Raw genomic sequence first — 18,816 nt, forward strand, 5'->3', positions numbered from 1 at the left:
CCGGGCTGCTAGAGCGCGCCGCCCGGCGCCGGCCGGAAGTCGTCGATGACGATGCCGTGCCGGTGCAGCTTGTCGTACAAGGTCTTCTTGCCGATGCCGAGCGCATCGCAGATCGCTTGCGGACGTCCGCTGTGCTGTTTGAGCGCCTGTTCCACCAGGGTCTTTTCGACCATGTCCATCTGCTGCGCCAGCGTCATCGGGGCCGCGCTCGCATCGGCGGCGTCCAGGTGCATCCCCGGCAGTCCCAGCACGAAACGGTCGGCCGCGTTGCGCAGTTCGCGCACGTTGCCGGGCCAGTCGCCAGCCATCAGCTTGAGCATGTCTTGTCCGGCCAGGGCCGGGGCATCGCGCCCGTAGCGCAGCGCCGCCTGCAGCGAAAAATGTTCGAACAGGATCGGAATGTCCTCGCGCCGTTCGCGTAGCGGCGGCAGTTCGAGCACGGCGACGTTGAGCCGGTAATACAGGTCGCTGCGAAACTTCCGCTGCACGCTCAGTTCCTTCAGGTCGCTCTTGGTGGCGGCGACGATCCTGAAGTCGACCGGCACGCCCTGGTTCGAACCGAGCCGCTCGATCTTGCGTTCCTGGAGCGCGCGCAGCAGCTTGACCTGGAGCGCCATCGGCATGCTTTCAATTTCATCGAGCAGCAAGGTGCCGCCGTCGGCATGCTCGATCTTGCCCACGCGGCGCTTGCTGGCGCCGGTGAACGCGCCCGCTTCATGCCCGAAGATCTCGCTCTCGAACAGGCTTTCGGGCAGGCCGCCGCAATTGATCGCGACGAAGTTAGCCTTGCTGCGTTTGCTGTGCTCGTGCAGGCAACGCGCCACCACTTCCTTGCCGGTGCCGGTTTCGCCGAACACCAGCACGTCGGCCGGCGTATCGGCCAGGTTCAGTATCTGGCGCCGCAGTTCGCGTATCGCCGGCGAGTTGCCGAGCAAGGTCGCCTCGATCCCGCGCCGGTCCTGCAACTGGCGCTGCAGCGTGTCCACTTCGAGGCGCAGCGCGCGCTTTTCCATGGCGCGCGACACCACCTCGACCAGGCGCTCCATCGCGAACGGCTTCTCGATGAAATCGTAGGCGCCGCAGCGCATTGCCTCGACCGCCATCGAGACGTCGCCATGGCCGGTCACCATGATGACCGGGATGGTGGCGTCGAACGCGCACACCCGGCGCAGCAGTTCGAATCCGTCCATGCCGGGCAGGCGCACGTCGCTGATGAAGACGCCGGCAAAGCTGCTGCGCAGTTGCCCGAGCGCGTCCTCGGCCGACTCGAACGGCGCCACGTCGAACCCGGCCAGCTCCAGCGTTTCGGTAACGCTGCTGCGCACGGCCAGGTCGTCTTCGACGAACACGATGGTGAAACCTTCATACATGACTTGTTTCCTCTACTAGTGTCAGGTCCAGTTCGAAGGCGGCACCGCCTTGACAATTCGACGCGCGCAAGGTGCCGCCGAAATCGCGCACGATGTCGGCCGAAATGGCCAGGCCGAGTCCCAGTCCCTGGCCCGGCAGCTTGGTGCTGAAAAACGGCTCGAACAGGCGCGCCATCACGGCTTCCGGAATACCGGCGCCGCTGTCGCTGACCTGGATGTGCGCGCGTCCGCCCGCGCTCCACAGGCGGATGGCCAGGTTCTTGACCGGCGCGTCCAGCATGGCGTCGAGCGCGTTGGCGCACAGGTTGATCAGCACTTGTTCGAGCCGGTTGGCGTCGCACATGGCGCGCACCGACGGCGCCAGGTCCAGCTGCACGCAGGCGTGTTCGGTGCGGATCCGGTTCTCCAGCAGCTGCAAGGTATTGTCGACCGCCTTGGACAGGGTGAGCGGGGCCATGGCCAGGGGCGTCTTGCGCGAGAAGGACTTGAGCTGCTCGGTCAGGCGGCCCATGCGTTCAGTCAGGTCGCTGACCGAGCGCAGGTTTTTTTCCACGCGCGCCAGGTCGCCGCGCTTGAGCAGCAGCTGGGCATTGAAGGAAAGCGAGCGCAGCGCGGTGAGCGGCTGGCTGATTTCGTGCGTGATACCGGCCGACATCTGGCCGAGCAGGGCGAGTTTGCTGGCGTGTAGCAGGTCGTCCTGGGAAGCGCGCAACACCTGTTCGGCGTGTTCGCGTTCGCCGATTTCGCGCAGCAGCTCGCGGTTCATCGCATGCAATTCGGCGGTGCGGTCGGCCACGCGCAGTTCCAGTTCGTCGTGCGCGCGCTGCAGCGCTTCGCGCGCGTGCAGGCGGCTCGCTATCGCGCGCCGGCGCATCGCCACGAACATCGCGAGCAAACCGAGGAACCCGGCCAACAGGCCCGCGACCACGGCGTTTTGACCGGCCTGCAGCTTGACCGGCGCGGCATTGGTGAGCGTGAGCAGGCGCCAGCCCTGGCGCGCCATCGGCCGGCTCTGGCTTGCGTAGCGGGTCGATGGCGCGGCCGGGTTCAGCGCACGCCACGCGACGACAGGCCCTCCCTGGTCGATGGCCTGGAGATCGGCCTTGCGGTTGCGCCACTGGGGCGCGGACGAGAGAACGATCACGTCTTCGGCGTCGAGCACCATGAAAAAATCGTTGTGCGACTGCGCCGCCGACGCGACCCAGGTCGACTCGATCGGGTCGAGGCTGATCTTGACCACCACCACGCCGAGCACCAAGCCGCCTTGCAGCACTTGCTGGGCAAAATAGTACTCGGGCGAGTTGCGCGCCGCTGCGCGCGAAAAATAGCGTGCAGGCCCGCCCTGCATCGCGCCGGAAAAATATGGCAGGGCTGCCAGGTCCATGCCGACGCTGGTCTCCGGCTGGTACCAGTTGCTGGCCGCTTGCACCAGGCCCGCCGTGTCGAGCACGAAGATGGCGAGCGAGCCGGCGCGCGCGTTCAGGCTGGTCAGGCGCTTGTTGGCGCGCTCGCGCAGGCCGGCGCCGCCCGGGTTCTTCAGCAGGGCATGGACGTCATGATCGAGGGCGACGATGCCGGGCAGGTATTCATGCCGGCCCAGTTCGCTTTCGAGGGCCGCCGCGTACAGGTCGAGCTGCTGCGCCTGGACCTCGCCAAGCTGCGCATAGCCGCGCCGTTCGCTCCATGCATACACGAAGACGACGGCGGCGCAGAGGCCGATGATCGCGGCCCATGCCGCGACTGTGCCGGCGGAGCGGGAAACGGCAAATTGTCGGAACGCCTGCAAGGCTCACCTCGGCGCGTGTGGTTGTGTTGGCGCGGTCCGGCAAGAGGAGGCGACTGCGCTCTATATTACCCCAGAAAATTCTGTCGGATATTAATTTTCGGCAATATCAAAAAAGCTCAGGTTTCTAAATCCACACGCCTGGAAACGGGTTTGTGTGGAATACCGCACGCGCGTTGCCGATCGGCGCTTCCCGAGAATTGAAAATATCTATTCCAATCAAGGCGGTGGAGCGGTTCTCGGAATATTTACATTGCTGGCATGCAAACTGCTATGGATAGGAGGCAGGGATGGAAACACATGTCGAATAATCGGCAGTGCAATGGGTGACGGACAATCGCGCCGCCCCATTAAAAAATATATAAGAGCAGGAGACAGCAGTGGATATGAAATGGGTCGAAGACTTTCTTTGCCTGGCCGATACGCGAAGCTTTTCGCGTTCCGCCAGCGAGCGGCACTCCAGCCAGCCGGCATTCAGCCGGCGCATCCGCTCGCTTGAAACCTGGCTCGGCGCCACGCTCGTGGACCGCAGCTGCAACCCTCCCTCGCTCACGCCGGCAGGCCACGTATTCCGCGGCCATGCACTCGGCATTATGCAACAGGTCCACAAGGCCAAGCATATCCTGCGACACGCTTCGGATTATCCCGGCGGCGCCATTTAGATAACTCGCCAGCGCGGCAATTCAGCTGTTCCATGCACCGCATGGAATGGACCGGTATTGCCGGTCAAATATAAAAAACGATAAACAATTAAGGAAACAAATGAATAAGATCATTATCGCCATCATGGCATCGAGCCTGGTTCCGGCGGCCGCCATGGCGCAGTCGGCGGTGACCGTGTATGGCGTGGCCGACGTCGGATTCGTGCGCGAAACGGGCGGCGCGGAGGGCAGTGTCAACACGATCAACAGCGGTGTCGCTTCCGGTTCGCGGCTGGGCTTCAAAGGCACGGAAGACCTCGGCGGCGGCGTCAAGGCCTACTTCGTCCTGGAAAACGGCATGAAGATCGATACCGGCAGCGCGGCCCAGGGCGGCCTGCTGTTCGGACGCCAGGCCTACCTGGGCGTGTCCGGCCAGTCCGGTGCGGTCAGCTTCGGGCGCCAGTATTCGCCGTACTACCGCGCCATGCGCGACATCGTCGATCCGTTCTGCGACGGCCTGGCCGGCCAGGCCGGCAACATCACGGCCTCGAACGCCCGCCTCGACAACATGGTCGGCTACGCGTCGCCGACACTCTATGGCTTTGCGGCGGAACTGGCCGTGGGCGTCGGTGAAGTGCCGGGCAATTCAGCCGCCAAGCGCGCCTACAGCACGGCGCTGTCGTATACCGCCAAGACCCTGGTCGTCACGCTGGGCTGGCATCAGCAGCAAAATGCGCTGGCCACCGACAGCAGCGCCAATACCCTGCTCGGCGCCAAGTACGACTGGGGCGTGGCCGAGGGGCACCTGGGCTACGCGCGCAACAAGGGCCTGCTCGGTGCGCGCAGCAACGATGCGATCGTCGGCGCAAGCGTGCCTTTCGGCCCGCACAAGGTGGTCGCCTCGTATGTAAGGCATGACGACACCACGCAGGCCAACCGCGACGCATCCCAATGGGGGCTCGGCTACACCTATGCACTGTCCAAGCGCACCGACCTGTACGCGGCCTATGCGCGCATCGGCAACCGCAATGGTGCCACCTTCAAGGTCGGCAACGCCACCACGGATGGCACCGGCAACACCGGGGCAAACCTTGGCATCCGCCACACCTTCTGATCCTGTTGAGTTCCCCCCGGCCGCCGGGCGGCCGGTTTATCGCTTCGTGCCTTCTTCACCCCTTTGGAATCATCTGACATGAAATATGCAAACTATCTCGTTGTACTGCTCAGTGCAACCCTGTTCGGCGCCGCCGCGCAGGCGCAGGAACCGACCGGCACGCTGGCCAAGATCAAGAAAAGCGGCGTCATCACGCTGGGCGTGCGCGACGGCTCCATTCCCTTTTCCTACCTGGACGACAAGCAGCAGTACCAGGGCTATTCGATCGACCTGTGCATGAAGGTGGTCGCCGCCCTGCAAAAGCAGCCGGGCCTGGCCTCCTTGAAGGTGGCGATGAATCCGGTGACCTCGGCCAACCGCATCCCGCTGATGGCCAACGGTACGATCGACCTCGAATGCGGCTCGACCACCAACAACCTGGAGCGCCAGCAGCAGGTCGCCTTCGCCCCGACCATGTTCGTGGTCGCCAACCGCCTGCTGGCCAAAAAAGCGTCGAACATCCATACGCTGGCCGACATGAAGGGCAAGACCTTGGTGGCCACGGCCGGCACCTCGACCCTCAAGCAGATGACGATCCTCAACCGCGAGCAAAACCTGGGCATGAACATCGTCGTCGGCAAGGACCATCCCGAATCGTTCCTGATGGTCGAGACCGGGCGCGCCGCGGCCGAGGCCAACGACGACATCTTGCTGGCGTCGCAACGCGCCAACGCCAAGAAGCCGGACGACTACCAGATCACGGCCGACGCGCTGTCGGTCGAGCCGTACGGGATCATGCTGCGCAAGGACGACCCGGCCTTCAAGAAGGCGGTCGACGACGCCCTGATCGCCTATTACAAGTCGGGCGACGACGTGTATCGCCTGTACCAGAAGTGGTTCCTGTCGCCGATTCCGCCAAAGGGCATCAACCTGCGCTTCCCGATGCCGCCGGAGCTGATCAACGTGCTCGCCAGGCCGACCGATTCGGCCGACCCGGCCGCGTATGCGGTGGTGCCGGATGCGCAAAAAGCGGCATCCAAAAAGCGTTAATTTTTCTGTAGCCCAGCCTGGAACAATACTATGAATTATCACTGGAACTGGCGCATCTTCTGGGAGATTGCGCCCGATGGTGCCGGCACGTATTTCGACACCTTATGCTCAGGCTTGATGTGGACCCTGGCCACCGCGCTCACGGCCTGGATCATGGCGCTGGCGCTCGGCCTTGTGGTCGGCACCGTGCGCACCCTACCGAACAAATGGCTGGTTCGCCTGGCCAACGGCTATGTCGAACTTTTTCGCAACGTGCCGCTGCTGGTGCAGATGTTCCTGTGGTATTTCGTCGCTCCCGACGTGCTGCCGCAAGCCGCCGGCGACTGGATCAAGGCCCTGCCCAACGCACCGTTCGTCACGGCGGTGCTGTGCCTGGGCTTGTTTACCTCGGCGCGGGTGGCGGTCCAGGTCTCGACCGGCATCGCCGCTTTGCCGGGCGGGCAAAAAATGGCCGGCACCGCGCTCGGCCTGACGCTGGCGCAGACCTACCGCTACGTGCTGCTGCCGATGGCGGCGCGCGTGATCCTGCCGCCGCTGACCAGCGAGTTCCTCAACATCATCAAGAACAGTTCGGTGGCATTGACCATCGGCCTGATGGAACTGACTGCCAGCGCCCGCGCGATCCAGGAGTTTTCGTTCCAGGTATTCGAGGCCTTCAGCGCCGCGACGCTGGTCTACGTGCTGGTCAACGCCGTGGTCGTGTTCATCATGCACCGGATCGAGAAAAAAGTGGCGATTCCCGGCTTGATCGTCGCCGGCGCGGCGGGGGGACACTGAGATGGCGCTCGACTTTGATTTCGACGTGATCGCCCGCTCGTGGGTCTATCTGTTCCAGACCGGGATGGTCTTCACGCTCAAGCTGACCGTGCTGGCCATGAGCGGCGGGATCGTCCTCGGTACGCTGCTGGCGCTGATGCGCCTGTCCAGCATCCGCGCGGTGTCGCTGCTGGCGTCCGGCTACGTCAACCTGGTGCGCTCGATCCCCCTGGTGCTGGTGATCTTCTGGTTCTACTTCCTGGTGCCGTATATCGCCGCCTGGATCATCGGCGCCGATACGCCGGTACAGGTGGGCGCTTTCACGTCCGCGCTGATCACCTTCATCATGTTCGAGGCGGCCTACTACTGCGAGATCATGCGCAGCGGGATCGGCTCGATCCCGCGCGGCCAGGTATGGGCAGGGCGGGCGCTGGGCATGACCTACTGGCAGACGATGCGCCACGTGGTGCTGCCGCAGGCGTTTCGCAACATGATTCCCCTGCTGCTGACGCAGACGATCGTCCTGTTCCAGGACGTGTCGCTGGTGTACGTGCTGTCGATTCCCGATTTTGTCGGCGCCGCCAGCAAGATCGCCCAGCGCGACGGCCGCCTGGTCGAAATGTACAGCTTCGTGGCGCTGGTGTATTTGGTCCTGGGCCTGGGGCTGTCGTCCCTGGTGCGCCGCCTGCAGCAGCGCGTGGCGATCATCCGCTAGCGCTTTCCAATTGGAGAAGAAAAATGATAAAAATTCACAATATCAGCAAATGGTACGGCAAGTTCCAGGTGCTCACCGAGTGCACCACGCAGGTCAGCAAAGGCGATGTGATGGTCATCTGCGGCCCCTCGGGTTCCGGCAAGTCGACCCTCATCAAGACCGTCAACGGCCTTGAGCCGTTCCAGAAGGGGGGCATCAGCGTGGACGGCGTGGCAGTGGGCGACCCGAAAACCAATTTATCCAAGCTGCGCGCGCGGATCGGGATGGTGTTCCAGAATTTCGAGCTGTTCCCGCATTTGTCGATCCGGGAAAACCTGACCATCGGGCAGGTCAAGGTGCTGGGGCGCAGCGCCGACGAGGCCAACGCCAAGGGCCTGAAGTACCTGCACCGGGTCGGCCTGCTGGAGCAGCAGGATAAATTTCCGGGCCAGCTGTCGGGCGGCCAGCAGCAGCGCGTGGCCATTGCCAGGGCCTTGTCGATGGATCCGATCGCGATGCTGTTCGACGAGCCCACCTCCGCGCTCGACCCCGAAATGATCAACGAAGTTCTCGACGTGATGGTCGGCCTGGCGCAGGAGGGGATGACGATGATGGTGGTCACCCACGAAATGGGTTTCGCCAAGCGGGTGGCCAACCGCATCGTCTTCATGGACCAGGGGAAGATCATCGAGGACTGCACCAAGGACGAGTTCTTCGGCACCCGGCGCTCGGACCGCGCGCACGACTTCCTGGCCAAGATCATCCACTAAAAAACACTACCTTCAAACTACAACAACGGAGCCGCCGCATGACACGCCAGCACGACATTCCATCCTACCTCGTCCCCAAGGAAAACAACCCCTGGAGCGTTTACCTAGAACAGATCGACCGCGTTACGCCGCACCTTGGTTCACTGGCGCGCTGGGTCGAGACGCTCAAGCGGCCCAAGCGCATCCTGGTGGTCGACGTACCGATCGAGCGCGACGACGGTACCATCGCCCACTTCGAGGGCTACCGCGTACAGCACAATATGTCGCGCGGCCCCGGCAAGGGCGGCGTGCGCTTCCACCAGGACGTGACGCTGTCGGAAGTGATGGCGCTGTCGGCATGGATGACGGTCAAGAACGCCGCCGTCAATGTGCCGTACGGCGGCGCCAAGGGCGGGATCCGGGTCGACCCGAGGACGCTGTCGCAGGGCGAACTGCAGCGCATGACGCGCCGCTATACCAGCGAGATCGGCATCATCATCGGGCCGAACAAGGACATTCCCGCGCCCGACGTGAACACCAACGAGCAGACCATGGCGTGGATGATGGACACCTACTCGATGAACCAGGGCAGCACGGCGACCGGCGTGGTGACGGGCAAGCCGATTTCGCTGGGCGGCAGCCTGGGACGGCGCGACGCCACCGGGCGCGGCGTGTACGTCGCCGGCTGCGAGGCTGCCGTCAAGTGCGGCATGCGGATCGAGGGCGCAAGGGTCGCGGTACAGGGCTTCGGCAATGTGGGCGGGATCGCCGCGCGCTTGTTTTCGGAGGCCGGCGCGCTGGTGGTGGCGGTGCAGGACCACGGCGGCACCATCGTGCATGACGGCGGCTTGGACGTGGCGGCCTTGCTGGCGTACGTGGCGCAGACGGGCAGCGTGGTGGGCTTTGCCGGCGCCGAGGACAGCATTGCGCCGGAGCGCTTCTGGAGCGTCGCTTGCGACATCCTGATTCCGGCCGCGCTGGAGCAGCAGATCACCAAGGATAACGCCGGCCAGATTCGCGCGCGCATCATCCTTGAGGGCGCCAACGGACCGACCACGCCGGAGGCCGACGACATCCTGCGCGAGAACGGCGTGCTGGTGGTGCCGGACGTGATCGCCAACGCGGGCGGCGTCACGGTCAGCTACTTTGAATGGGTGCAGGACTTCTCGAGTTTTTTCTGGAGCGAGGAAGACATCAACGCCCGCCTGACGCGCATCATGCGCGATGCGTTCGCAGCCATCTGGCAGGTGGCGCAGGACAAGGACGTGTCGCTGAGGACGGCCGCGTTCGTCGTGGCGTGCACGCGCGTGCTGCAGGCGCGCGAGGTGCGCGGCTTGTATCCGTGAGGGACTGAGGGGACAGTCTGCGTCGGCGGCGCCATGTATCCCGAATGCCGTGGCGCCGATCCAAAACCTCACTGACGGGGGAAGTGCTCCAGGAGCACTTCCCTTTGTTCAAAGTACTTTAGAAGCTAACGCCGCCAGTGACGTAGAACTGACGCCCCAACGGATTCGCATAGCGCGCGTCGAATCCCGCTTGATTTCCGCCGCCCGCAGTACGAATACTGAGAGGTGGTTCTGCATCAAACACATTACGAATGCCCAGGGAAATGCCCAGGTTAGCGTATTGTTTCAGCTGGATTCGCGTTTGCCAGTCAACGGTCGTGAACGCTTTGACGTCACGTGTGAGACCGGTGAACCCGACCGGCAAGGTGCCGTCATCGTTGACCAGCTTTAAGGCGTTGTCGTCCGCCGTCAACACCTGGTCGTGATAACCGGAGCGGAAATTGATCGCCAAGGTGTTGGTGTAGGTATCACGACTGGCCCAGCTGGCCGACAGCCGCGAAACAATGCGCGCGGTGACGTTGTTGTATGCGTCAAACCGGCCAACGCTGCTTTCCGTGGGCGATCCAGGCACGTCGACCTCGGATTTCAACATGTAGGTTCCGTTCCACTTGAAGTCGAACTTGCCCACGCCGGTTTTCATTGAATACGAGTTGTCCCAGTCAATCCCGCGGTAGCGCGCCGCGGCCAGGTTAAAGGTCGGAAGAAGTGTGACCAGCTTGTTGGCGCCGATACCCTGGTCATAGACAACGGAGAAATTATTGTTGAATTTGGCCGGATCTGCGAAGGGAAACTGTTCCGGAAGGGTCGTCAGCTGGTCCTTCATGTTCACCGACCACAAATCCAGGCCGAGCGACAAGCTCTTGACCGGATCGAATCGCACACCCACTGCGTATTGCTTAGACGTCTCAGGCCGCAAGCCACTTTCCCCGGAGAGGTTATTTCCACCCGAGAGCAAGTACTGCTGCGTCGTTCCCGTACAGTACGCCGCGCGAGGATCCGGGGATTTGACAGGGCAAGCATAAGCCCCGGACGTATTGCCGGCCTGAACGGTCGGGGAAGCGATCGAGTCCATATTCGCCACCTTGAAGCCCGTCCCATACGATCCCCTGAGCAGCAAATTCTCGACGGGAGTGAAGCGGAAAGCGAGCTTGTAGGTCGCCTTCTTGTTGGAATTGCCCTGTTCCGCTGGAGCCAGCAGCTTCCCGTCCGAGGGATCGAAGACCATGCGGTTTTTCACGGCCGAATACGCATCGTAGCGGGCTGCGGCCGTCACTTCCAAGGTCTTCAACACTGGCGTCATCCACTCGGCTGACGCGCCCCAGTTGTTGCGCTTGGCCGCGACAGGCAGGTGATCGGCCGAGTCACCCAAAGGGGTGTCGGTAAAATTGGGCTGTTGCGCGTTCGCCCCCTGCGAGATTGGACTCGGCATGAAATTGTAACGTTGCTGCGAATAGTCACCGCTGAGCGCCAACTGGGAAGTACCACCAGGTGCGTCGAACAATGCGTGGCTGAGCGTCCCGCTAATCCTGTCCAGTTTTACTTCGGTCTTGTTTTCGTTGGTATGCAAAATTGCCGGCGCCAGAACAGCAGCCGAACTACCCGATGGACCGAATGGATTGAACTTGCCGGAAGCGACAATATCGTTATAGGCATTCTTGCTCAGGAAGCCGTCCACAAAATTGGATTCCTGACTATTCTCGGAGTGCGTAAACGATGCCGAGTAATCGAAGCCATTCTTCACGCCTGAAGCGCCAAAGGCGAGATGCTTTGCATCTGTCACATAGTCTCTGGTCCTGCCTCCGGCGTCCGTGAACCGGATATTCATCGAAGCGGATGCCACGTCGCCTGGCGAGACGCCAATCTTATCAAGATACGGCACCACTTCATTGGCATACAGAGCCCCGGTCAACGGCAGACTCAGGCGCTGGGCAGCGGGCGCATAGCGCGCCGTCTGCTTGTATTTTGAGAGCACCAGCTCACCAAACACATTCAGGTCAGGATTGAGCTTCATGTTGAACGACGAGAAGATACTGTCCCGCTCAGACTTCGGAACCAGCTGCACAGTCCCCGCGTAGTCGTACCAGCACGACTTGTCCTCCGCCGTGCCAACAAATGCGGTGTCAGGAGCGCAGGCGCCGGTTTTATAGTAGGCAGGCGAGAAGATCTTCACCGTCTTGTCCTTGAGGCTCAACGTGGCCGACGCCGGTGCGGTATTGGCCGCCAGAAGGTAAGTGGAATACGTCTTTCCGTTTTCGTTAAAGCGCCTCAGCCCGGTTTTTGCGAAATCACGATCCTTCGCATTGAGTTCACGTTGAGCGTCATGCGCGTACGTCACCAGGAAGTTGTAGCCATCCTTGTCGAGGTCGCCGAACCCTTTGGATAGCGAGAAATTGGCGTTTGCTCCACCCTTTTTTCCTGGGCGATTCGCGCCAGCATCAAATCGGAAATCCTGCTGGTTCTTTTTCAGAATGAAATTGATGACGCCCGCAATGGCATCGGACCCGTATAAGGTTGAAGCACCGTCAGTCAGAATTTCCACGCGCTCGACTGCGCTCATCGGAATGCTGGCAAGGTTAACGGCGCTGCCCGATCCGTAGGACGCGATCCGGCGACCATTGAGCAATACCAGCGTATAAGCGGCTCCGATACTGTGGATCGAGGCGTTTTGAACACCGCCGCCGCCGCCGTTGACGGACTCCGACGCAGTGGTAAAGCCCTGCATCGATGAGAGCGACTGAACGAGCTCTTCAACGCTTTTGGCGCCAGTTTTTTGAATATCCGCCGCGCTCAAAAACTGAACTGGCAGCGCCCCTTCCTTGGCGATGCGTTTGATCGCCGAGCCAGTGATTTCCACTCGCTGTAATCCTGCCTCCTGAGCGTTAGCGCTCAGGCAAAGTGCAGTACTGCCGCCGATCAGACCTGTCATACATAGAAGTCGTATCGCTGCACAAATCGATTTCTCTTTCACGGGTGTCTCCCCAACATTTGGTTAGTTGATTTCTGAGTTTTTGTCCGGCTATGTCCGTCGGTATCTGGTGAACGGCATGCCGGGCTTATAGGTCTATGCAACATGCATATTTCGATCTCAAGCCGTTGCTCCGCTTGTACCAAGTAGCGTCGCGAATTGCGTGCTTTAAGCCGACTGGAACGCGCCATATCTGATGCATGTCGAAGCCGTGGTGACGAAACTAGCTTCGGCGAATCTAAGTACCCGCCCATAAATAACTGTGATTTTTGTCTTCCATAGCCGGCGCGCTGCGGCGTTGCCCTCCGCTCGCACTGCGTCGCGTCGGGCGCCTTGCATCGCATCCGGCTATGTTTGCCAAAACTCACACCTATTTCTGCGCGGGTACTTAGCCTAACCAGATTGTTCATTTGTATCTATGCGTCTTTCGCCACGTACCGGCGCATAACGTACACAGATTTCCGAGCCAGGAAGTAAGCGCTCTACCTAAGGTTGCCGCCAGCATGTGCTGGCGCACCCATTGCCACGAGTCCGAACGGACTGGCCGCAGGGTAGGCACGGCTCGGCGCATTTGACTGGACCGCCGGCCGGCTAGCGCCTAAGGTGACCCTTCCAGACCCTGAAGCGCGGGATGGTGGTCGGCGAAACCACCGGCGGCGGCACCAATCCCGTGAGCTGGTACGGCGTAGGGTACGGCATCGTGGTAGCGATCCCGATGGGGCGCGTGACCAACCCCATCACCAAAACCAGCTGGAATCACGTCGGCGTGAAACCCGACATCGCCGCGCCCACGGCGCAGACGCTGAAGACGGCGCATGTCGCCATTTTGCGCACGCTGGTGTCAGCGGCAAAGGAGGACGGCGAGCGTACGAAACTGCAGCGCGTGCTGGCGATGGTGGAGAAGGGGGAGTCCGAGAAGCCGATTTACACGCTCAGGGGGGAGCGTTAAGCGAAGGCGTGTGCGTACGCGATCCGCCTGCTCTGGTCGCCGGGCACGAGTGCGCCCAAGCGCGTCCGCACGCTACGCCACAGGCGCCGCGCACGTGCAGACCATTGTGAGAGGCCGGTTTCGATTGCGGGTTCAATTGGTGGTCGCAAGACTCTAACCCAAGTATCGCTCGACGCACTCCACGACATACTTGCGACAAAGTGCGCCCACACAAGCATAATTTACACTATAGAATGATTCCGCTTCGGGGACACGCGGCAAGAGGCGTTAATTGGGCCCAGGTCGTAGCACCGCTATCGAAAAGAACGCTCACCAAGGGATGCAACAATGTATCAGGGATTCAGTTTAGAGTTGAGCACAAGCAACTTAAGCACTTGGAACAGTGCGGATGTTTCGCAAACATTAAAACAAAAAACCCGTGACGGCATCCTACAATATTCCAAGCAGGGTACCGTGGATGCCAAAAAGTTGGAAGACGACTGGTTTGGAATCATCCAGGCTGATGTCTTCATTTCGCACTCACATGCAGATGAAAAATTGGCGTTGACCCTCGCCAATGGGCTAAAAGAAAAGCTAGGGCTAACTTGTTTTGTGGATTCATTCGTGTGGGGCTTTGCCGACGAGCTGCTCAGGGAAATCGACGATGAATTTTGCTACAATGCAGACAAGAAGACCTACTCGTATGCGCAGCGAAACAAGTCGACCTCGCATGTACATCTGATGCTTTGCGCGGCGCTGAACAAAATGATTGACCGGTGTGAGTCCGTCATTTTCCTCAATACGCCACGGTCTCTAATTACTTCGGCGTTCATGGGGAACGACGCTAACCTCACTGCATCGCCATGGATTTATACTGAGTTAGTGGCGACGAAACTGATGAGAAGGACTGTTCCACATCGTGCTGGCGTACTTAAAAAAGCGATGGAATCGGTTGAAGCACGCAATTTACCCACCTTTGTGTACGAAGCACCTCTTTCGCACATGACTGCTCTTTCCGCACACGACTTGAAGAAGTGGGCGGCTTGCGGAGAAAAGGGCGGAGTCGCACTCGATAACCTGTACGACCGCTTCGGATTGAACGTCGATTTTTCTAAATGACTAGGCCATTAGGTGAGTGAAGATGACCCCTTTTTACGAACTTGCGATCTTCGGGGACATTCCGGCCGAGCTGCTCGATGAGCTGACTGCGGAGCTAACTGCCCGTCTCGGTGAGCTGTCACTTACACTCGGCCAGGAAGTTTCCCTATTTGTCGGTCCTCCCTCAAAATTTGAGCCAATAGGGGACCGCTGCGGCTCCGCTCTCTGCTTTAAAATTCCGCAAGAAGAAGAGCAAAACGTTGCCAACTTGATGAGGCTGGGCATTGCGGTAGTCCCTGTCGCATCTACTTCCAAAGTGTTTTCTTCTGAGTTCCCAAACAGTGTTGGCCAACTCAACGGAATCGCATTAGACAAGCTCGGCGTCAAGGGCGCAGTCCTGGCCTTGATGGAATGCGCATCCTTGCTGCCAAGGCAGCGCAGCGTATTTCTGAGCTATCGTCGAGAGGAGTCCGCAGAGGCTGCGCTGCAGCTATACGCAGCACTGTCAGCGCGATTGTACGACGTGTTTCTGGATACGCATGACATCCAACCCGGACGCCACTTTCAGGAAGTGCTTTGGCAGCGGCTGTGCGACTCCGACGTGCTGTTGTTCCTCGATACACCCGGATATTTTGAAAGCCGCTGGACCGATGCGGAGTTTGGTCGAGCGACCTGGCGTGGTATCCCACTTCTAAGAGCCGCGTGGCCCAAGGTAGCATTGAGCGCACGAGCACAGCTTGCCACCTCGGTCGAGCTATCGGACAGCGATTTCACGGAGCAAAGTGGACACCTAACAGAGGCGGGCATTAAGCGAATTTGTGATGGCGTTGAGGAAACTCGAACCCGCAGCGTTGCGGCACGTTTTCAGCAGTTAATTACCACGCTTCGCGCTTCTGTTGAACGGGGAAAGGGACACGTCGAAGGTCTTTCACTGCGTCGCAGTCTAATAGTAGCTACACCTAATGGAAAGCGTGTCGCCGTGTACCCTGCACTAGGCGTACCCACTTCCTATACACTCTACGACGCCACGCGCGACAACCATCCTGCCCCCGTCGCTGTAGTCTACGATGACGCCGGAGTTGATGAGCGCGAGTGGCGGGAGCACATGAACTGGATCACAGAATACGTTAAAGGCGCAGTACGATTAGTGAGCAGCTACAAAGCGGGCTGGGATTTCTCTGACTGGAACTAGAATGAACGCGATTTTTCTGTCTGCTAGCATCCCAACGCCTGGGCGGGAGTTCTACGGCACCGCAGACCCACTGCAAATTCAATTGGCGATACGGGCGCTGCTGGCACTGACGCTGGGGAGGCGTCACATCGTATTTGGGGGTCATCCATCTATCACCCCAATGATTGCGGCAGCCTGCGACAGCCTCGGGCTGCAATTTCTTAACTCTGTAACGTTGTATCAATCTCGCTTCTTCGCTAAGGACTTCCCCGCGGACAATCAGAGATTTGGCAACAAAGTCCTTGTCGAGGCGGGCGCCGACGCAAAGTCGAGTCTGGAAAGTATGCGGCGTACCATGTTCAGTTCACACGCTTATGATGGGGCAGTGTTCGTTGGTGGAATGAACGGCGTGCTCGAAGAGTATGAGCTCTTCCATAAAATTAATCCCAAGGCTGCTATCGTCCCGCTTGCACAAACCGGTGCTGCCGCTTCCGCACTTTCTCAGAGTCTGGCGTCCGCCGGGCTCCGCGACTTTTCCGCAGCAAACTACACTCAGCGTTACATCGATGAGTTGGGAGTGTCCCCGGTCGAACCTCGAGTAGGGGCGTAGGGCAGCCGCTAGCCAGCCTCTGGACGGGTGTAGCAGCAGACTGGGAATTTCTTTATACACTTTTACCGGCAGAGCCAAGGCCTGAGCAGTTCTTAATATTGGGAGGTTGGTTCACGCCATGCACCCATGACTCGCGGACGGAACTCTGAGGCGTCTGCAGATCGCCACCCCTGAAAACTTCTCTGATTGGGTGCCTCAAGAATAGTAATTCCCGTTGGTCCGACGACGACTGGGCGACGCAGAAATAGCTGGCCCTTTTCATCGACCTCAATGTAAGGGTATAAGCCTAAGAACTCTCGGCTTCGATACTGCAAGGTTTTGTCGGCTAACACCGGCAATATCGCTACGTGCCCCTTGTTCCCGTCAAACCAGCCGAGTTCCCAGCACATCCACAGCGACTGGTCCGCCTGCTCTGTATCTAGAAACAACAAGGTATCGCATATCATCATTGCGCCGCGAACGAACGCCGCGTTCGCCGGTGAAACCTGCGAACGGCTTACCTCAGGGGCAGCAATCCAGTCGCAGAATACGCTGTACCCTTGTTCGACCAACAGGTCATAAACTCCCAACACTATCTCTGCGTCACGTGTTGTCTGGGACAGGAAAATATCGAAGCGTGGTCGACGGACTGCGGCAAGATCGGTCAGAACATCTTGTGGGGTTTGGCCCGAGGATTTGGCTCGACGATGTGCTCGCGCTCGCACATCTGATTCCAGGATGAAAGTCATAGTTTGTTTGACAAACAGAACACAGACTCTAGGAAGCGCGGCGCGATACTCGCGCCCTCATCTTTTCTGATGGTTACTGAAGGCATCAACGCCCGGCCGCTTTCGCTGCAGCTTCTATCCACGCTGGCATGTTCTGGTAGCCACCATCGTTCACCCAATCGTACGTCTTGTAAATTTGCGAGAACGGTACCCCGCCTGCCTTCCAATAATCAAGCGGATTTTTACCTTGCTTATCTGCCCCGTCACGCGGATCTTTGATTTGATGGATATCGATAGCGAGGATGCCTTTCTTCAACTCGTGGCTGCGCTTAATCTCATGCCGCACCCACTCGCGTTCGGATGTCTCCGCGCCGAAAAGCACAACGGTTACTGAGGTACCAGCAAGCTGGTCCTCAATCCATTTTTCAATGCCGCCAGCACGTTTCTTGGCCTCTTCAAAATCAGCTGCGTCATAGAAAGGAGGTGCCTCGCCGCCAGGCCTAACAACCCACGAATTTCGAACCTGCATGATGCGTTTAACATCGCGGGCGTAGTGAAAACTGAAAAAGACTTTACGGGCCATTGTTCCTCAATTCGATTAGAAAGTGTGGATGGGTGTTGAACGCAAGGTCAGCCTTGTGCTCAGCGGTTAGCATAGCATTTAATGAGGACCAGCCGTTAGCAATCCGGACCCTCGTGCCAAGCATCGGCCGCAGCGCGCCACGGATGCACGGCAATTTTCGCTGCAAGCCTACAGGACCGCCTCCTGGCGGCGTTGGAACTGAACCCAGCCTTGGTGTCCCCCAGGGCGGGCAGGTAGCCCCTGACGCCCGAAGACAAGCTGGCGGCAGGCCAAATGGCGCTGGCCTGGTGTTTCCCCATGTGCGATGTCCCTTGCCTGCGCCAAGGCAAGAAGCCCCCTCGCAAGTCCAACGTACTATTAACCGCCCCCGGCCGAGGCGGCCCGGGGATTTTGGCATCAGTCCCAGGGAGGGGTATCTCCCCCGGCACTTAACCGAACAGTTTGTTGGCAGTACGGGCAATCAGCTCGCCCTGATGACGCGCACCTTCCAGGTCAATATCGCTTGGCTGCCGTTGGCCCTGGCCTCCTGCGATGGTGGTGGCGCCATAGGGGCTGCCGCCGAGGATTTCATCCAGCGACATCTGGCCTGCATGGCTATACGGCAGACCGATTACCGTCATGCCGAAGTGCATCAAGTTAGTAATGATAGAAAAGAGCGTAGTCCCCTGACCGCCATGCTGGGTCGCCGTCGAGGTAAACGCGCCGCACATCTGACCGGCGTTCTTGAGGCAAATCGCGCGTCTTCTCTCACTAACTTACGCTTGCCGAATAGCCAGGGCTTTTCCGATTGCGGTTACGACCCCAGTGACCAGAGCATTTCCCATCATGAAAGCGCGTCGACCCGGCGGAATCCCTTCCAGATCGGTAAAACCTCGGGGAAAGCCATTTAATGCTTCCAGTTCCGCTGGGACTGACCGAAACGCTGGAAAAACTACCCACCTGTCCCAACAGTCAGATCGATTCGCTTCTGCCATTTGCTCAGATTACGGGAAAATAGATTGCGCTGGAAGGTGGGACGGTCGGATGCTTACGGTGAACAGCGTCGCAAAGCTCGTCTGAGGTCGGCGTATTCGGTCGCACGGAAGCGCTTGCTCCTCCGCTAAGCTACGCAATGGGGAAGAAGCCAACCTAGGCGGGGTTCCGGAGTAAGCATCCAGCCCACCCATCTATGAATTCCTGAACGCTGCGGCCACACTCCTTTCTTCAATTTCGAGGAGAAATATGGTGGCAAATGTGGAGCAAATTAACGAGTGGCAGGAGCGCGTGGCACGG

16 protein-coding genes and 1 pseudogene are annotated in these 18,816 nt (G+C 59.8%); 11 read left to right on the forward strand and 6 right to left on the reverse strand.

Translation table 11 applies throughout. The features are described 5' to 3' along the window. Positions 1–8 precede the first annotated feature (8 nt). Positions 9–1,370 (reverse strand): sigma-54-dependent transcriptional regulator, encoded by a 1,362-nt coding sequence (locus F0185_RS06905; protein WP_167222814.1) that lies wholly within the window; start codon positions 1,368–1,370, stop codon positions 9–11. Beyond that, the gene (locus F0185_RS06910) at positions 1,363–3,156 is read right to left on the reverse strand and encodes a sensor histidine kinase (protein ID WP_167222815.1); all 1,794 of its coding nucleotides are present in this window, start codon (positions 3,154–3,156) and stop codon (positions 1,363–1,365) included. The genes F0185_RS06905 and F0185_RS06910 overlap by 8 nt, the downstream gene beginning before the upstream one ends. Before the next feature lie 383 nt (positions 3,157–3,539). Here F0185_RS06910 and F0185_RS06915 point away from each other — a divergent pair, with 383 nt between their 5' ends. From F0185_RS06915 to F0185_RS06945, 7 genes are all read left to right on the forward strand, one after another. After that, positions 3,540–3,815, forward strand: coding sequence for a LysR family transcriptional regulator (locus tag F0185_RS06915; protein ID WP_187362455.1), 276 nt, complete (start codon positions 3,540–3,542; stop codon positions 3,813–3,815). A gap of 100 nt (positions 3,816–3,915) precedes the next feature. Further along, the gene (locus F0185_RS06920; protein WP_167222817.1) at positions 3,916–4,908 is read left to right on the forward strand and encodes a porin; all 993 of its coding nucleotides are present in this window, start codon (positions 3,916–3,918) and stop codon (positions 4,906–4,908) included. Between the two features lie 78 nt (positions 4,909–4,986). Next, positions 4,987–5,937 (forward strand): transporter substrate-binding domain-containing protein, encoded by a 951-nt coding sequence (locus F0185_RS06925; RefSeq protein ID WP_167222819.1) that lies wholly within the window; start codon positions 4,987–4,989, stop codon positions 5,935–5,937. Positions 5,938–5,967: 30 nt separating this feature from the next. Further along, positions 5,968–6,714 carry an amino acid ABC transporter permease gene (locus tag F0185_RS06930; RefSeq protein WP_166889223.1) on the forward strand — a complete coding sequence of 249 codons (747 nt, stop codon included), beginning with the start codon at positions 5,968–5,970 and terminating at the stop codon, positions 6,712–6,714. Position 6,715: 1 nt separating this feature from the next. Then, a complete protein-coding gene (locus tag F0185_RS06935) occupies positions 6,716–7,408 on the forward strand; it encodes an amino acid ABC transporter permease (RefSeq protein ID WP_167222821.1) in 693 nt (230 codons plus the stop codon). Between the two features lie 23 nt (positions 7,409–7,431). Beyond that, positions 7,432–8,157 carry an amino acid ABC transporter ATP-binding protein gene (locus tag F0185_RS06940; RefSeq protein ID WP_167222823.1) on the forward strand — a complete coding sequence of 242 codons (726 nt, stop codon included), beginning with the start codon at positions 7,432–7,434 and terminating at the stop codon, positions 8,155–8,157. Between the two features lie 38 nt (positions 8,158–8,195). Then, positions 8,196–9,482: a Glu/Leu/Phe/Val family dehydrogenase gene (locus tag F0185_RS06945; RefSeq protein WP_167222824.1), complete on the forward strand. Its 1,287-nt coding sequence runs from the start codon at positions 8,196–8,198 to the stop codon at positions 9,480–9,482. 118 nt (positions 9,483–9,600) lie between these two features. Here the strand turns inward: F0185_RS06945 and F0185_RS06950 are convergent, their stop codons facing one another. After that, positions 9,601–12,450, reverse strand: a complete 2,850-nt coding sequence (locus F0185_RS06950; RefSeq protein ID WP_370663986.1) for a TonB-dependent receptor domain-containing protein — start codon at positions 12,448–12,450, stop codon at positions 9,601–9,603. A gap of 628 nt (positions 12,451–13,078) precedes the next feature. On the opposite strand from F0185_RS06950, the gene F0185_RS06955 reads away from it, so the two are divergent. The 4 genes from F0185_RS06955 to thcA all read left to right on the forward strand — a co-directional run bounded on the left by F0185_RS06955 (position 13,079) and on the right by thcA (position 16,254). After that, complete coding sequence (locus F0185_RS06955; RefSeq protein WP_167222826.1) at positions 13,079–13,396, forward strand: S41 family peptidase; 318 nt, start codon at positions 13,079–13,081, stop codon at positions 13,394–13,396. Between the two features lie 327 nt (positions 13,397–13,723). Beyond that, on the forward strand, positions 13,724–14,494 hold the full coding sequence (locus F0185_RS06960) for a toll/interleukin-1 receptor domain-containing protein (RefSeq protein WP_167222828.1): 771 nt from the start codon (positions 13,724–13,726) through the stop codon (positions 14,492–14,494). Between the two features lie 22 nt (positions 14,495–14,516). Further along, entirely contained in the window at positions 14,517–15,665 is a 1,149-nt protein-coding gene (gene thcB4, locus F0185_RS06965; RefSeq protein WP_167222830.1) for a Thoeris type III anti-phage system protein ThcB4, read from the forward strand. Position 15,666: 1 nt separating this feature from the next. Further along, on the forward strand, positions 15,667–16,254 hold the full coding sequence (gene thcA / locus F0185_RS06970) for a Thoeris type III anti-phage system protein ThcA (RefSeq protein WP_167222832.1): 588 nt from the start codon (positions 15,667–15,669) through the stop codon (positions 16,252–16,254). Between the two features lie 92 nt (positions 16,255–16,346). On the opposite strand, the gene F0185_RS06975 is transcribed toward thcA, so the two are convergent. The 3 genes and pseudogenes from F0185_RS06975 to F0185_RS34715 form a co-directional block, all read right to left on the reverse strand. Next, positions 16,347–16,982 (reverse strand): toll-Interleukin receptor, encoded by a 636-nt coding sequence (locus F0185_RS06975; RefSeq protein ID WP_167222834.1) that lies wholly within the window; start codon positions 16,980–16,982, stop codon positions 16,347–16,349. Positions 16,983–17,067: 85 nt separating this feature from the next. Further along, complete coding sequence (locus tag F0185_RS06980; RefSeq protein WP_167222836.1) at positions 17,068–17,544, reverse strand: TIR domain-containing protein; 477 nt, start codon at positions 17,542–17,544, stop codon at positions 17,068–17,070. A 428-nt stretch (positions 17,545–17,972) separates the two neighbouring features. Next, positions 17,973–18,260, reverse strand: a pseudogene (locus F0185_RS34715) (NADPH-dependent FMN reductase family protein); the annotation flags it as partial. Between the last annotated feature and the right edge of the window lie 556 nt (positions 18,261–18,816).

This window comes from Massilia rubra (assembly GCF_011682065.1).
Classification (GTDB): Bacteria; Pseudomonadota; Gammaproteobacteria; order Burkholderiales; family Burkholderiaceae_D; genus Telluria_A; species Telluria_A rubra.

Coding starts and splice junctions, on each gene's coding strand:
- F0185_RS06905 (WP_167222814.1), bottom strand. CDS start 1,370: ATGTATGAAGGTTTCACCATCGTGTTCGTCGAAGACGACCTGGCCGTG.
- F0185_RS06915 (WP_187362455.1), top strand. CDS start 3,540: ATGAAATGGGTCGAAGACTTTCTTTGCCTGGCCGATACGCGAAGCTTT.
- F0185_RS06920 (WP_167222817.1), top strand. CDS start 3,916: ATGAATAAGATCATTATCGCCATCATGGCATCGAGCCTGGTTCCGGCG.
- F0185_RS06925 (WP_167222819.1), top strand. CDS start 4,987: ATGAAATATGCAAACTATCTCGTTGTACTGCTCAGTGCAACCCTGTTC.
- F0185_RS06930 (WP_166889223.1), top strand. CDS start 5,968: ATGAATTATCACTGGAACTGGCGCATCTTCTGGGAGATTGCGCCCGAT.
- F0185_RS06935 (WP_167222821.1), top strand. CDS start 6,716: ATGGCGCTCGACTTTGATTTCGACGTGATCGCCCGCTCGTGGGTCTAT.
- F0185_RS06940 (WP_167222823.1), top strand. CDS start 7,432: ATGATAAAAATTCACAATATCAGCAAATGGTACGGCAAGTTCCAGGTG.
- F0185_RS06945 (WP_167222824.1), top strand. CDS start 8,196: ATGACACGCCAGCACGACATTCCATCCTACCTCGTCCCCAAGGAAAAC.
- F0185_RS06955 (WP_167222826.1), top strand. CDS start 13,079: ATGGTGGTCGGCGAAACCACCGGCGGCGGCACCAATCCCGTGAGCTGG.
- F0185_RS06960 (WP_167222828.1), top strand. CDS start 13,724: ATGTATCAGGGATTCAGTTTAGAGTTGAGCACAAGCAACTTAAGCACT.
- thcB4 (WP_167222830.1), top strand. CDS start 14,517: ATGACCCCTTTTTACGAACTTGCGATCTTCGGGGACATTCCGGCCGAG.
- thcA (WP_167222832.1), top strand. CDS start 15,667: ATGAACGCGATTTTTCTGTCTGCTAGCATCCCAACGCCTGGGCGGGAG.
- F0185_RS06975 (WP_167222834.1), bottom strand. CDS start 16,982: ATGACTTTCATCCTGGAATCAGATGTGCGAGCGCGAGCACATCGTCGA.
- F0185_RS06980 (WP_167222836.1), bottom strand. CDS start 17,544: ATGGCCCGTAAAGTCTTTTTCAGTTTTCACTACGCCCGCGATGTTAAA.